This window comes from Lentzea sp. NPDC004789 (assembly GCF_053601075.1).
Window position 1 is genome coordinate 15,706 of record NZ_JBSGBE010000018.1, and the last position, 14,084, is coordinate 29,789.

General features: G+C 68.7%; 11 protein-coding genes and 1 tRNA gene. 6 read left to right on the forward strand and 6 right to left on the reverse strand.

The window, feature by feature from the left end; translation table 11 throughout:
• Positions 1-23 precede the first annotated feature (23 nt).
• Positions 24-620, reverse strand: coding sequence for a TetR/AcrR family transcriptional regulator (locus ACWEIJ_RS33325; RefSeq protein ID WP_449841394.1), 597 nt, complete (start codon positions 618-620; stop codon positions 24-26).
• Between the two features lie 98 nt (positions 621-718).
• Here ACWEIJ_RS33325 and ACWEIJ_RS33330 point away from each other — a divergent pair, with 98 nt between their 5' ends.
• Positions 719-2,191 (forward strand): flavin-containing monooxygenase, encoded by a 1,473-nt coding sequence (locus ACWEIJ_RS33330; RefSeq protein ID WP_449841217.1) that lies wholly within the window; start codon positions 719-721, stop codon positions 2,189-2,191.
• Here the strand turns inward: ACWEIJ_RS33330 and ACWEIJ_RS33335 are convergent.
• Positions 2,175-3,209, reverse strand: a complete 1,035-nt coding sequence (locus ACWEIJ_RS33335) for a zinc-dependent alcohol dehydrogenase family protein (protein WP_449841218.1) — start codon at positions 3,207-3,209, stop codon at positions 2,175-2,177. The two genes, ACWEIJ_RS33330 and ACWEIJ_RS33335, sit on opposite strands and share 17 nt — an antisense overlap.
• A gap of 181 nt (positions 3,210-3,390) precedes the next feature.
• Here ACWEIJ_RS33335 and ACWEIJ_RS33340 point away from each other — a divergent pair, with 181 nt between their 5' ends.
• Positions 3,391-4,341: a hypothetical protein gene (locus tag ACWEIJ_RS33340; protein ID WP_449841219.1), complete on the forward strand. Its 951-nt coding sequence runs from the start codon at positions 3,391-3,393 to the stop codon at positions 4,339-4,341.
• Positions 4,342-4,370: 29 nt separating this feature from the next.
• The gene (locus tag ACWEIJ_RS33345; RefSeq protein WP_449841220.1) at positions 4,371-5,132 is read left to right on the forward strand and encodes a class I SAM-dependent methyltransferase; all 762 of its coding nucleotides are present in this window, start codon (positions 4,371-4,373) and stop codon (positions 5,130-5,132) included.
• Here ACWEIJ_RS33345 and ACWEIJ_RS33350 read toward each other — a convergent pair.
• The 3 genes from ACWEIJ_RS33350 to ACWEIJ_RS33360 form a co-directional block, all read right to left on the reverse strand.
• Positions 5,104-5,754, reverse strand: a complete 651-nt coding sequence (locus ACWEIJ_RS33350) for a hypothetical protein (protein WP_449841221.1) — start codon at positions 5,752-5,754, stop codon at positions 5,104-5,106. The two genes, ACWEIJ_RS33345 and ACWEIJ_RS33350, sit on opposite strands and share 29 nt — an antisense overlap.
• 63 nt (positions 5,755-5,817) lie before the next feature.
• Positions 5,818-7,455 (reverse strand): NPCBM/NEW2 domain-containing protein, encoded by a 1,638-nt coding sequence (locus tag ACWEIJ_RS33355; RefSeq protein ID WP_449841222.1) that lies wholly within the window; start codon positions 7,453-7,455, stop codon positions 5,818-5,820.
• 26 nt (positions 7,456-7,481) lie between these two features.
• Complete coding sequence (locus tag ACWEIJ_RS33360) at positions 7,482-9,770, reverse strand: glycosyl hydrolase family 95 catalytic domain-containing protein (RefSeq protein ID WP_449841223.1); 2,289 nt, start codon at positions 9,768-9,770, stop codon at positions 7,482-7,484.
• A gap of 238 nt (positions 9,771-10,008) precedes the next feature.
• Between ACWEIJ_RS33360 and ACWEIJ_RS33365 the strand changes: the two genes are divergently transcribed.
• Positions 10,009-10,620 (forward strand): TetR/AcrR family transcriptional regulator, encoded by a 612-nt coding sequence (locus ACWEIJ_RS33365; protein WP_449841224.1) that lies wholly within the window; start codon positions 10,009-10,011, stop codon positions 10,618-10,620.
• Here ACWEIJ_RS33365 and ACWEIJ_RS33370 read toward each other — a convergent pair.
• Positions 10,617-10,838, reverse strand: a complete 222-nt coding sequence (locus ACWEIJ_RS33370) for a DUF3618 domain-containing protein (RefSeq protein WP_030469566.1) — start codon at positions 10,836-10,838, stop codon at positions 10,617-10,619. The genes ACWEIJ_RS33365 and ACWEIJ_RS33370 overlap by 4 nt on opposite strands.
• A gap of 109 nt (positions 10,839-10,947) precedes the next feature.
• Here ACWEIJ_RS33370 and ACWEIJ_RS33375 point away from each other — a divergent pair.
• Together ACWEIJ_RS33375 and ACWEIJ_RS33380 are read left to right on the forward strand one after the other, a co-directional pair.
• A tRNA-Leu gene (locus tag ACWEIJ_RS33375) sits at positions 10,948-11,021 on the forward strand.
• A gap of 513 nt (positions 11,022-11,534) precedes the next feature.
• Entirely contained in the window at positions 11,535-14,033 is a 2,499-nt protein-coding gene (locus ACWEIJ_RS33380; protein ID WP_449841225.1) for a glycoside hydrolase family 97 catalytic domain-containing protein, read from the forward strand.
• The last annotated feature ends 51 nt before the right edge of the window (positions 14,034-14,084 follow it).

Consider the following 14,084-nt stretch of genomic DNA (forward strand, 5'->3'; position numbering starts at 1 on the left):
TGCGAACTCGCTTTTCGCTCCAATCAGGAACTCAGCTCGTAGGAATGTGACAGCCGTTCCTCGACGCCAGGCCAGATCACGGCCATCACGTAGTCGGTCGCGAGCGCGGGTCCAACCGAGGGCCTGCGCTCGCACCACACCGCCAGCCGTTCACAGGCGCCCACGACGATCTCGGCGAACGCCTCCGCCTCCAGCGGGTCGATCTCCGGCGCGAACGACACCAGCACGGACCCGATCATGTCCGTCTGCTGCTGCCTGATCCCCTCGACCTCCTCCTGCGCCGACGGCACGGCGATCGCCGCCTCCTGCCGCAGCAGCGCCCAGGACTTCTGGTGGTCGACGATGAACTCGAAGAACGCCCGCAGCCCCAGCCTGAGGAACTCCTCGGGGCTCCCGGCTCCCGCGATGGCCGCCGCCGTCTTCTCGCGCAGCTCCGTGCGCGCACGGTGGATGCAGCCGATGAGCAGCCCTTCCTTCGAGCCGAAGTACTCGTAGAGCATCGGCTTGGAGACGCCGACGCGTTCGGCGATCTCGTCCATCGACGTGGCCAGATACCCCTGTTCGGCGAAGATCTCCTCGGCGACGGTGAGCATCTGCGCCATGCGCTGGGCCTTGGGCATGCGGCGGCGCGGAGCAGTCACGAACGGAGTCTACCGCCCGTAACTTACTTCGAGTAACCTACCGTGAAGTAGCCACTCGTGAGCGGAGGGACGTCCCCATGCACCGAGAGACGAAAGTGCTCGTCATCGGCACCGGCTTCTCCGGCCTCGGCATGGCCATCGAGCTGAAGCGCCGCGGTGAGCACGACTTCGTGGTGCTCGAGAAGGCGAGCGACCTCGGTGGCACGTGGCGGGACAACTCCTACCCCGGCTGCGCGTGCGACGTGCCGTCGCACATGTACTCGTTCTCCTTCGAGCTGAACCCGAAGTGGTCGCGGATGTTCGCCGAGCAGGGCGAGATCTGGGACTACCTGCGCCGGGTGGCCGACAAGTACCGGCTGCGGCCGCACCTCCGGTTCAACAGCAAGGTCTCCGGCGCGCAGTGGGACGACGAGGCCAAGCGCTGGACCGTCACGACCGAGCAGGGCGACACGTACACGGCGCAGGCACTGGTCGCCGGCGTCGGCGCGTTGCACATCCCCAACATCCCCGAGCTGCCCGGCATCGAGAACTTCACCGGGAAGACGTTCCACAGCGCGCAGTGGGACCACGACTACGACCTGACCGGAAAGCGCGTCGCCGTCGTCGGCACGGGCGCGTCCGCGATCCAGTTCGTGCCGAAGATCGCGGGACGGGTCGGCTCGATGAAGATCTTCCAGCGCACGCCGCCGTGGATCATGCCCAAGGCCGACCGCGAGATCACCGGCCGGGAGCAGAAGCTGTTCCGCGCCTTGCCCTTCACGCAACGGCTCTACCGGAACTTCGTCTACTGGGTGCGCGAGTCGTCCGCGCTGGGGTTCGCGATCAACCCGAAGATCATGCAGTTCGCCCAGGGCATCGCGTTGAAGCACATGAAGAAGCAGGTGCCGGACGCCTCGTTGCGCCGGAAGCTGAAGCCCGACTACACGATGGGCTGCAAGCGCGTGCTGATCTCCAACGACTACTACCCCGCGCTGGGCCGCCCGAACGTCGACCTGGTGACGGACAAGATCTCCGAGGTGCGCGAGTCGTCCATCGTGGACAGTGCGGGCGTCGAGCACGAGGTCGACGTCATCATCTACGGCACCGGTTTCCACGTCGTCGACTCGTTCGACTACCTGGACATCCAGGGCAAGGGTGGCGTCGACCTCGCGAAGCAGTGGCGCGAAAAGGGGATCGAGACCTACTACGGCATCACGGTCTCGGGGTTCCCCAACCTGTTCTTCCTGCTGGGCCCCAACACCGGCCTCGGCCACAACTCGGTCGTGTTCATGATCGAGTCGCAGATCCGGTACATCTCGCAGTGCCTCCAGCTTCTCGACGAGCACCGCGCCGCGGAGCTGGACGTGCGACCGGAGGCCCAGCGGGAGTTCAACCGCGAGATCCAGGGCAAGCTCACCAAGGGCGTGTGGACCCAGGGCGGCTGCAAGAGCTGGTACCTCGACGCGCAGGGCGTGAACCGCACCGTGTGGCCTGGCTTCACCTGGCGGTACTGGATGCGGACCAAGCGCGTGCGCGCCGAGGACTACGTGCTGACTACGGCTGCACGATGACCTTCAGGGCGGTCCGCTCGTCCATCGCCTGGTAGCCCAGCGCGACGTCGTCGAGCGACACCGTCCGGTCGAACACGGGACCGGGGTCGATCCGCCCGGCGAGCACGTCGGCCAGCAGCTCGGGCAGGTAGGCGCGCGCCGGCGCGATGCCACCACCGATGTTGATGTTGCGGCCGAACAGCTTGCCGAGCGGCAGCCCCGGCATCTCGTGCGGCACACCGACGTACCCGATCCTGCCGCCGTCGCGCACGATGCCCATCGCGGTCTCCCACGACTGCTCGGTGCCGACGCACTCCAGCACACTCGACGCCCCGAGGCCGCCGGTCATCTCCTTGATCCGCTCGATCGCGGCCTCACCGCGTTCAGCGACCTGGTCCGTGGCACCGAACAGCTTGGCGATCTTGGCTCGGTCCTCGTGCCGGCCCATCGCGATGATCCGCTCGGCACCGAGGCGCTTGGCCGCGAGCACACCGCACAGCCCGACCGCACCGTCACCGACGACCGCAACTGTGCTGCCCGGACCGACACCCGCGCCCATGGCCGCGTGGTGCCCGGTGCCCATGACGTCGGACAGGCTCAGGAACGCGGGCAGCAGCTCGGCCGGCGCGTCCGCGGGCACCCGGACCAGCGTGCCGTCGGCGAGCGGCACCCGCACGGCCTCACCCTGGCCGCCGTCGCTGCCCTTGCTCCCCCAGAACCCGCCTGACCTGCACGAGGTCTGCAGCCCGGCCACGCAGTACGCACAGGTGCCGTCGCTCCACACGAACGGCGCGATCACGCGGTCGCCGACGTTGACGGTCTTCACCTCGCTGCCGACCTCCTCGACGATGCCGAGGAACTCGTGCCCGATGCGCTGCCCGCCCTCGCGCTTGGCCACGCCGCGGTACGCCCAGAGGTCGCTGCCGCAGATGCAGGCCAGCTCGACCCGGACGACGACGTCGGTCGCGTCCTTGACGGCCGCGTCCGGCACCTCCTCCACGCGGATGTCACGGGTGCCGTAGATCGTCGTAGCCCGCACCGGGCGCCTCCTCTGCCTCGTGTCTCAACCGTTACATGGTGCTCCCGCACTCGCCTCCGAGCCGAATCGAGACGCTGTGGAATTGGTTACCCATGCTCACGAAAGCCGGGTTCGCGGTCCGTAACGTCGCGGTCCGGCATCGCGACGGAGACGGGTACCAGCGCAACCCGTGGAGCACCGCATGCCACTCACCGACCACGTCCTGAGCCTCGTCGCCGCGCAGAACGAGACCGTGCCGCCGGGGTCGCTGACCGAGAAGGTCCTCCTGCTCTTCGGAGGCGCGTTGGTCGGTTTCCTGTCGACCTACGCACTCGACCGGATCAAGGCGCGACGTGAGCCCACCAAACGGCTGTCCTGGGACGCGTCGGTGCGCCGGGCACTCATCGAGGTCAGCGAGGAGATCAAGTCCAAGGTCCGGTTCCTGTACGAAGGCACGCAGGTCACCGCGCTCACCCACATCAGGTGCACGGTCACCAACACCGGCAACCAGCTGCTGAAGGACCAGGAGCTGCGGTTCCCCTTCCCCGAGGGGGTGACGGTGCTGGAGCACTACCTCGACCCGGTACCGGAACCGGAGCTCGACGTCGCACGGATCAAGGACAAGCCCGCGGGGCACATCCGCTACCGGATCGGTCACCTCGAACCCAACAAGGCGGTGGTGTTCAACTTCGTCACCGCGGGAGGCGAACTCGGCCAGTGGGAGCCGCATTCCCGCAACCCGGAGGGCGTCGACTTCCAGCGCCGCGACGTCACGGGGTTCAAGCAGGACCAGCACCACCTGTTCCCGTTCTTCATGATCCTGCTGCTCATCCAGACGCTGCCGGCCGCACTCAACCTGTTCGTCCTCGGCTACATCGGTGACGCGGCCGCGTCGGTGATCCGCGTCGGGCTGCTCATCGCGCTCCTGCCCCATGTGCGCCCGCTGGTTCGCATCGTCGAGCGCTTGGTGACGCGCGCGAAGGACCCCGCGGTGCGGGCCAACCACCTGATCCAAGGCGACATCCACGGCCACGTCATCCAGGCGAGGAGCATCGACGGCAACATCACCTTCGACGACGACCGCGAGGAGCCCGACGGCGTCCACGTGAACGCCATCATGGGCAGGGTCGGTCCGGCCTCCGGCGACAGCTGATCCTCCGTTCGTGCTGAACAATTCGGGGAGTGACCGACCGCGAGCGTTTGCGCACCACGTTCGGAGAGGACGGCGCCCGCTACCACCGGGCCCGTCCCACCTATCCCCCGGAGCTGTTCGCCCAGCTCAGCGGGCCACGCATCCTCGAAATCGGCCCCGGCACCGGCCAGGCCACCCTGCCGTTGACCGCGCTCGGCGAGGTGACGGCGGTGGAGCTGAGCCCCGAGCTCGCCGCCATCGCCCGCACGCACGCGCCCAAAGCCCACGTGGTGGTCGCGGACTTCGACGAGTGGCCGCTGCCATCGGAACCGTTCGACCTGGTGGTGTCCGCGACGGCGTTCCACTGGCTCGACCCCGCCACCCGGATGGCCCGCTGCGCCGCGGCTCTGCGGCCGGGCGGCGCGCTGGCCGTCATCTCCACGCACCACGTCGCGGGCGGCACGGAACAGTTCTTCGTGGACGTTCAGGAGTGCTACGAGCGCTGGGACCCCTCGACCCCGCCGAACCTCCGGCTGTCGAAGGCGGACGACATCCCGCGCGAGTTCGACGAGAGCGATCTCTTCGGCGAACCGGAGTTCCACCGGTACGAGTGGGAGCAGGCCTACGACACCGAGGCGTACGTCGACCTGCTCCTCACGTACTCGAACCACATCGCGCTGCCGGCCCGCGACCAGCTGATCGCGGACATCCGGCAGCTCGTCGACACGCGTCACGGCGGCCGGGTCACCAAGCGCTACCTGACCCAGCTCGCCGTCGCCCGCGTCAGGACCGCCGGGCCCGTCGCGTCATGACCACGCCCGCGCCCACCAGCGCGAGGCCGCCGGCGGCGAAGGGCAGCACGTCGAAGCCCGTGAACGCCAGCTCGTCCACGGCGGCGGACTGCGGCGCGGGCGCCTGCGGCGCGCCTCCACCGGGCGGTGGCGGCGGCACCTCGGTCTTCGTCGGCGGAGGGGTCGTCGGCGGGGTCGAGGTCGGCGTCTCGCCGGGCTTGCAGCCCGTGTGGGCCGGGTTCGAACGCCCCACACCGTGGTTGGAGTCGCACTCGTAGCCGGAGTTGGCGTCGGAACCGCCCGGCTGCTGACCGTTCGGGTTCTTGTTGTCGGCCTTGCCGACGCAGCCCGCGCAGGGCTTGCCCACGGCCTCGCCACCGCCGTTGCCGTTCAGCGAGGGTGAGCCGTCCCGCGTCGAGTCGTACGGGCCGTGCACGTTCGCACCGTTGCCGCTGAAGTCCGCGTTCGACGGCGGCTGCGGCACGGAGGTGTCCTGGGTGGACTGTCCGGGTGGGACGTGCGGGTTGTTCGTGATCCCGTTCCCCTGGCCGTTGCCGGGGTCGGCGAGTGCCATGCCGAGACCGGGCGCCAGCGCCAGCCCGGCGGCGGCCGCGAGGGCAGGGAGGAGCCGAGTTGCTTTCATGCCCGACATATAGGACGGCCTGTGGACCGCGTTACACGTCTCACAGGCCGTCCACACGGGACACTACGAACAGGTGATGCGGGGTGACGCCCAGTCGCCGTGGTCGGAGTTGATGCCGTCACCGGCGTCGGTCAGCACGAGCCGGAGGTTCTCGGCGTTCGTCAGCGGCGCGGTGAGCTTCTTCGCCGCGTCGGTGCCGGTCAGCACCCCGGAGTCCGCCACCTTCGTGTCGTCCGCGAACACCTGGAAGATCACCGAACCCTTGCCCGCGGCCACCTCGTCGTCGATGCCGACGTCGACCGCCAGCGAGGAGCACTTGCGGCCGAGGTAGAACTCGATCGTCGAGGCCGCGTGCGCACCGAAGCCGCGCGAGTGCGTGACGCCGTTGATCGTCAGCGTCTTGCCGTCACCGGCGGCCTGGTTGCCGACGGACTTGTCGATCTCCACCGGGCCCCAGCCGTTCGTGGACGACGTGGCGTCGAACGCGGACAGGTCGGACACCCCGGCCGGTGGGGTCGGCTGCGAGCCACCGCCCTTCGAGACGCGGTAGATCACCGTGGCGAGCGACGGCACCGAAGCCGAGATCGCACCGGTCGTGGTCCGCGTCGACTTGGTCCACAGGTCCTTCAGCGTCGCGGGGCCCGACAGGCCGATCTCGGACAGCGAGGTCGAGATCGTCTGCGTGGTGTCCGACTTGTTGAACAGCGCCACGGCCTTGTCGCCGTTCGCCAGCGGCTTCACGATCACGTCGACGCCGGTCTTGCCGGTCGTGCGAATCCGCTTGCCCTGGACGCCGAGCTTGTCCTGGTCGACCGCGACGACGTCCTTGTTCTCCAGGATCGTGAACGTGTCCGCGGAGACCTTGCGCAGGTCCGAACCGATGAGCAGCGGCGCGGCCATGATCGCCCACAGCGAGAAGTGGCTGCGGTACTGAACAGCGGACATCTTGCCGTTGCCGACTTCGAGCATGTCCGGGTCGTTCCAGTGCCCAGGACCGGCGTAGGAGTCCAGCACGACGTTCTTCTCGTAGATGTCCATCGTGCGCGGCCAGGTGTCGTTGATGTCACCGGTCGTGCGCCACAGGTGGCCCGTGTCGGAAGCCCACTCCCACGGCTTGTTCTGACCCCACTCGCACAACGAGAAGACGATCGGGCGGCCGGTCTTCTTCAACGCGTCGCGCATCTTGCGGTAGCGCTGCTTGGCGTCCACGCCCTGGTTGTTGCAGTTGTCGTACTTCAGGTAGTCGACGCCCCACGACGCGAACTGCTGAGCGTCGGACTCCTCGTGGTTCAGGCCGCCGGGAAAGCCGTTGTCCTTGTTGCACGTCTTGGTGCCGGCGCTCGTGTAGATGCCGAACTTCAGGCCCTTCGAGTGCACGTAGTCCGCGACGGCCTTGATGCCGTTGGGGAAACGCGTCTTGTTCGGCACGAGCTTGCCCTGGGCGTCACGGGTCTTCTCGGCCCAGCAGTCGTCGATGTTGACGTACTCGTAGCCCGCGTCCTTCAGGCCCTTCGACACGAAGATGTCGGCGATGCCCTTGACCATCGCCTCGTTGAACTCCGCGCGGCAGGCGGTGGTGTTCCAGTTGTTGAAGCCCATCGGCGGGGTCAACGCCAGACCGTCCGGTAGCGCCTGTGCGGTGGGTGCGACCAGGACCGCACTGACCATTGTGGACAGCACAGCCAGGGCGAGAGTGCGCATGGGAATTCCTCTCGAACAGCAGGGGGTCACGCGGGCAGACCCCAGGGCTTGCCCGGGGTCGTGATGCTGACCGGCCTCACGGCCAGGTCGGGGCGGCGGCCCCTGGGGTGCACCAGGACTTCCTGGCCGCGGCGCAGCGGGATCTCGAACGTCCCGTCGCCGCGGTCGTGGTACCGGACGGGACGGCCACCGGGCGTCACCACGGACACCGGGCCGTCGATGCCGTGCCGCAGCACCAACGGCTCACCCGCGCGGCTGCGGACGAGCACGAACTGCGTCCTGCCACCGGACCGGCGGGCCGTGACCGAGAACCCGCCCTCGCACGAGTGATCGGCGATCACGACGTCCGGCCACGCCGACGGCACGGCCGGGAACACCCTGACGATGCCGCCCCAGCTCTGGCACACGAAGTCGTGGATGGTCTGCGCGCCGGACAGCGGCGTCTCGACGACCGGGCCCGCCTCGGTGTACATCGTGTTCTCGAGAACCGGGTAGCGCTTGGTCGTGTCGAACATCTTCAGGAAGTAGCCGTAGGCCTCGTCGCCGCGGAACATGCGGGCGGCGATCGAGCCGGAACCGGAGTAGCTGTAGCCGCGGTGCGCCGGTTCGAGCGACATCCAGTGGTGCAACGACTTCTCGATGAGCTCGCGGTTCTCCGGCTGGTCCCAGTTCACCGTCATGAGCGGGAACGTCGCGAGCAGGTGCGAGAAGTGGCGGTGGGAGTTCACGAACGGCACACCGGCGCCGATCATGAAGCCGTTCTCGTCCACCGGGTACGGCGTGAGGTCGCGCAGCACCTCCGCCCACTTCGGCGCCAGCGGGTCGTTGATCTTCAGCAGCTTCGCCGAGTCGATCAGCGTCTGGCAGCCCCACCGGATGAGCTGCAGGTCGTAGTTGCAGTCGGGCGCGTCGCCGTACTCGGGCGAGGTCGTGACGTCGAGGTGGAGCTTGCCGTCGTTGCCCTTCTTCAGGAAGTGCAGGTAGTAGTTGATCGACCGGCGCAGCAGCGGGAACACCACGTCGGAGAGGATCCGGACGTCCATGCTGTGCCGGTACGACAGCCAGACGTTGTGCAGCGCCCAGGTGAGGTTGCCGAGCTCCTTCACGCCGGTGCCGCCCGTGCCCGGCTCGTACAGCGTGCTCCCGTTGGACGTGTGGCGGTCGGTGCTGCGCGCGACCCCCGCCGAGTCGTGCCGGTACTGCTCCTTGACGTTGGCGACGAGCTGGGCCTGGTCGGCCTTCAGCGTGCTCGCGATCGAGTCCAGCTCCAGGTGGTTGGAGCCGTGGATCAGCCAGTACTCCAGCTGCACGTTGAGGTTCCACCAGGCAGCGGCCCACGGCGTCTTCTCCAGCCACGGTCCGGTCGTCGCCATCACCGGGCTGCCGGCTCGCGACCCGGACGCGACCTTGTAGAGCTGGATCCAGTAGAACGCCTGCAGCCGCTGGTCCCCGAACGACAGGAAGCTCTTCCGGTAGAAGTCGTTCCACCACCTGCGATGCGTGCGGGTCAGCAGCCCGCCGAGCAGCGCAGCCTCGCGCACGGCCGCCAGCACGATCTTGTCGGCGCCGATCTCGGGATAGGTGTGCGCCACCGACAGCAGCAGGCGCTGGCCGCGTCCGGTCGTGATGATCCGGAAAGCGGTTGCCGTCTGCCCGCCCGCGTTCAGGGCCTGCGTCACCAGCGTCTCGTGGCCGTCCGCTTTCGTCACGGGGTCGGGGTTGAGGACGTAGCCGTCCGGCAGCGGGTTGAAGTCCGCGCGCGGCGGGATCGCCTTGGACGGCACGAACTCCAGCACGGGCTTCTCGTCGCCGGTGGCGCTGACCTGCACCGACAGCACCGAACGGGTGCTGTGGACGTAGGCGGAGAACGAGATCACGCCGAGCGACGTGGTCACGGTTCCACGCAGCTCCGCGTTCCACAGGTCGAGACGCCAGTCGACGGCCGTGACGGTGCCCGCGGCGGTCAGCTTCAGGTTGCCGACGGGCAGCCGGCACACGCCGAACTGGCTGCCGCCGCTGGTGCGGTGGTCCTGCACGTCCGCGTGCTGCACGGTGAACCGGACGGTGTTGCCCTCCGCGTACACGACGCTGCCGAGCCGCCCGTCACCGAGGAACGGCGCCTGCCCGTACTGCGTCGGAGGCTTCTGCCAAACGAGATCCTGCGCCGCCAGGAACTTTTCCCAGTCCCGTTCCGACATGCCTTCACAGTCGAAGACATCCGAGGACACGGTCTCCTGCCCGGCCGCCACCCCCGTCTGGGCGAGCAGCACAGCCGCTGTGGTTCCGCCGATGAAACCCCGCCTGCCAAAGACCATTTCCGCTCCTCGCCCGCGCATGACGACAACAACCGTCCAGCTGCGCGGCGGTGCAGCTTGGTCCAGACAACTGGGAAAGGTAGGAGTTCTAGGTCACATCGCGCAAGACCCCACTACACGCAACACGAAGCAACAACCGGGTGCTCTTGCTCCTGCGAGAAGGACAAGACGCCTAGGATGACCCGCCAAAGGGGCGGGGAGACACGCACGTGCCGTGCCCTTGCAATCGGGAGGTGGCATGGCCGTGTCGACAGCGGCGTACAACGAGGGCAAGGTCCCCCAGCGGGGCCGTCCTCGCGACGCCAGCAGGGACGACGCATTACGTCAGGCAGCACTGGAGGTGATGGCCGAGGTCGGGTACCGGGCCCTCACCATGGACGCGGTGGCGGCCCGCGCTAGAGCGGGCAAAGCCACGATCTACCGGCGGTGGGAGTCGAAGCTCGATCTCGTGATCGACACGTGCACCCAGCTCGCCACCCAGAACCTCGCGGCACCGGACACCGGCTCACTCGCCGGCGACCTGCGCGAGTTCCTCTCGTCGTTCGCCGCGTTCCTCTCCGGACCGATCGGCAAGGCCGCCCAGGCACTCGTCGGCGAGCTGCCGCACGAGCCGGAGCTGGCCTCGGCGTTCCGGGAGACGTTCCTGATCTCGCAGCGCGACGTGCTGCGCGGCATCCTCGACCGCGCCGCCGAACGGGGCGAGCTCAAAGCCGACGCCCCGCGCGGCATGGCCGTCGAGATCGCGGGCGCGGCCCTGATCTACCGGCTGATGCTCACGGGAGACCCGCTCGACGAGCCGTTCGTGGAGAAGGTCGTCGAGCAGGTCCTCTTACCGTTGGTGCACGCCTAGCGGAACAGCTTGCGCACCAGCGCGAAGCCGACCACCGCACCAACCGCGATCAGCGTGTACTTGACCTTGGGCTGGCTCAGCACGTCGAGCACGGACGACTTGCCCTGCTCGACGAGCTTCTGCGGGTTCGCGCGCTCGCTGAGCTCGTCCAGGGTGGCGGCCAGCGCGGTGCGAGCCTGTTCGATCTCGCGCTGGATGGTGTCGGGATCGCGAGCCACATGTCCTCCTAGCAGCGGTTCTGCCGCTCACCGTAGTGGACGGCCGCAGACCCGGCTTCGAGCGACCCGAGAGAGCGAGTACATGAGGGGCCTATAGGCTTCCACGTGAGGGGTCGTAGCCCAATTGGCAGAGGCACTGGGTTTAGGTCCCAGCCAGTGGGGGTTCGAGTCCCCCCGACCTCATCCGCTCGTGGGCGCGGTGTGCCGGCAGAGAGCGTCGGCCGCCTCGCTCCTCATGTCTTCTGGGGGACGGCCCCCAGACCCCCGAGGCTCTGGTGCTGGCGCCATCGCGGGCCCCCACGCCGCTCTGACCTCGGCGAATCTCCGCCGCGCCAACGGCGCACATCACTGCGCGCCCGCGTGCAGCCCTGTCTGCCCGCGTCAGCCGCCGGTGGAGCCCCAGTTCGCGATCTGCTCCCGTGTCGGCAGGTCGAGCTCGCGCCGGAACCGCTGCAGGTGCGTCCCCACCATCCGCTGTGAGATCCGCGGCTCCTCTCCGGCACGGGGTGTGGACCGATGGACCGTCAACGCGTATACATCGGATCTGTCGCCGCCGCGACCGAGGTTCTGGGAGGACTGGACATGCGGTTGACCCCCGCGCGATGGCGCGCGGCGACAGCGTTGGTCGTCGTGCTGACAGCGAGTGCCATACCCCCTCTGGCATCAGCAGAAACAGCAGTCCGGCCGAAGGCTGTCGTGCAGCTGTCGAACGGCGTTCCGACACTGTCCGTGACCCGCGGCGACACCACGGTGCTGGAGCCGAGCCCACTGGGCGTGGTGACGGAAAGAGCGGATCTTTCTGGTGGATTGACGCTGACCGGCCACTCCGAGCGCCGGGTGTTCGAGCACTACACCGCGTCGTCCGGCAAGCAGCGGCAGCGCACGGTGGCGCACAAGGAGGAGCGCTACTCGTTCACCGGCGCGGCCCGGTTCGATCTCGTCGTGCGGACCGCGGCGGACGGCGTCGCGTACCGGTACGAACTGCCGGCCGGGCTGGGCAACGTGCTGCGCGAGACGTCGGCGTTCGTCGTGCCGTCCGCCGCGACGGCGTGGATCGCGAAGTACCGGCGCGACTACGAGAACCCGTTCGTGCAGACGAACGCGGCCACCGCGGAGTCCGCCGAGTACCTGCATCCCGCGTTGTTCGAGACGAACGGCGTGTACGCGCTGCTCACCGAGTCCTCTGTGGACGGTCGGCACTCGGGGGCGCGGCTGGTCCACACCGCCGGTTCGGGCGTCTACTCGATCAAGTACTGGGACGAGCAGGTGCAGGTGGACGGCCCGTGGCAGTCGCCGTGGCGCACCGCGATCGTCGGCTCGCTCGCCGACGTCACCGAGTCGACGCTGGTGGACGACCTGGCGCCGGCCTCGAAGGTGCGCGACACGTCGTGGATCAAGCCGGGCAAGGTGTTCTGGAGCTGGCTCGCCGGTGGCCGCGAGGCCGGGCAGAGCCTCGCGATGCAGAAGCAGTACGTCGACTACGCGGCACAGCACGGCTGGCCGTACGCGCTGGTCGACGCCGGCTGGTACTTCGACCCGAACTGGGACTACGACCCGTCGTGGGAGCAGACATCGTGGATCCCGCAGCTCGTGTCGTACGCCGCCGCACGGGGCGTGAAGATCCATCTGTGGATCCACTACGACGAGCTCGACACACCCGCTGAGAGCGCTGCCAGGCTGGCGTTGTTCGAGAAGTGGGGCATCGCGGGCGTGAAGATCGACTTCATGGACTCCGACGGCCAGGACCGCTATCGCTGGTACGACCGGATTCTCGCGGAGACCGCCCAGCACCACCTGCTGGTGAACTTCCACGGCTCGACGATCCCGCACGGCCTGCAACGCACGTGGCCGCAGGTCATGACGATGGAAGCCGTGCACGGTGGAGAGAAGTCCTCCGGCCTCACCGGAACACACCTGACCTCGCTGCCGTTCACGCGCAACGTCGTCGGTGGCATGGACTACACGCCGTTGGCCTGGCACCGGCCTTCCCGCACCACGTCCGACGCGCACGAGCTGGCGTTGACCGTGATCTACGAATCGGGGCTCGCGAACCTGGCCGGACGCCCGGAGGACTACGCGGCGCGGCCCGCCGCCGAGCGATTCGTCGACCAGGTGCCGACCGCGTGGGACGAGACGCGGCTGCTGTCCGGACGTCCTGGCGACCACTCGGTGTTCGCCCGCCGGTCCGGTGACCGGTGGTTCATCGGTGGCGGGTACTCCGGTGCCGCCAGGACCGTCTCCGTGCCGTTCTCGCTGCCGTCCGGCCGCTGGCTGGTGGAGATCACGCGGGACGGACCTGCCGGTCTCGTGCGCGAGTCCCGGACCATGCGTTCGGGAGACGTGCTGACGCTCGACGTCGTGGCCAACGGCGGGTTCGCCGCGATCGCCTGCCGGGCGGGGGCGCGCACCTGCGAGCGACCGGTTGCCGCCGTGCCGTCGACCTCCGTCTCGACCGCGTCCAACGGCTTCAAGGTGACCGGCCTCTTCACCACGCAGGAGGACGTGCACGGGGTGACGCTGGCACCTCGCGTGCCCGCCGGCTGGTCGGTGCGGGGCGAGCCGGTCAGGGCCCGCTCGGTGCGGCCCGGCCAGGCGCTGTCGGGTTCGTGGACCGTCGTGCCGCCCGCGTCGCCGTCGTCCTACGGCTACTTCGACATCCCGGTCGTGGCGTCGTTCAACGGCGGCGTGGAGTCCGAGAAGACCGCGCGGGTGCACCTGGTGCGGCCTCTCCCGGACGGCTGGTCCTACCTGACGGACCGCCCGTGGGTGTCCGCGGTCGGCGGCGACGGCCCGGTCGAGAAGGACCTGACCAACGGCGGCCCCGCTGCCGGTGACGGCCGCGGCATCGCGATCCGCCGGGTCACCTACGGCAAGGGCCTCGGCACACACGCGTCGTCCGAGATCACCTATGCACTCGACGCGCGCTGCACCGCCTTTGCCGCCTCGGTCGGTGTCGACGACGAGGCGGGCCTGGACGTGGCCCGGCAGAAGGCAGGCGGCACGGTGTCGTTCCAGGTGCTCGGGGACGGCGTGGTCCTGGCCGACACGGGCGTTCTGGGCGTGCGGACCCCTGCTCGCGACCTGGCCGTGGACGTGAGCGGCGTGAGGACTCTCACCCTGCGCGTCCTCGACGGTGGTGACGGCACCCAGAACGACCGCGCTTCTTGGGCCGACGCGAGGATTCGCTGCGCATAGCGGTCCTCCGCGAAGTCCGGAATGCGGTGCTCCCCATCCGGACTTCGCGGC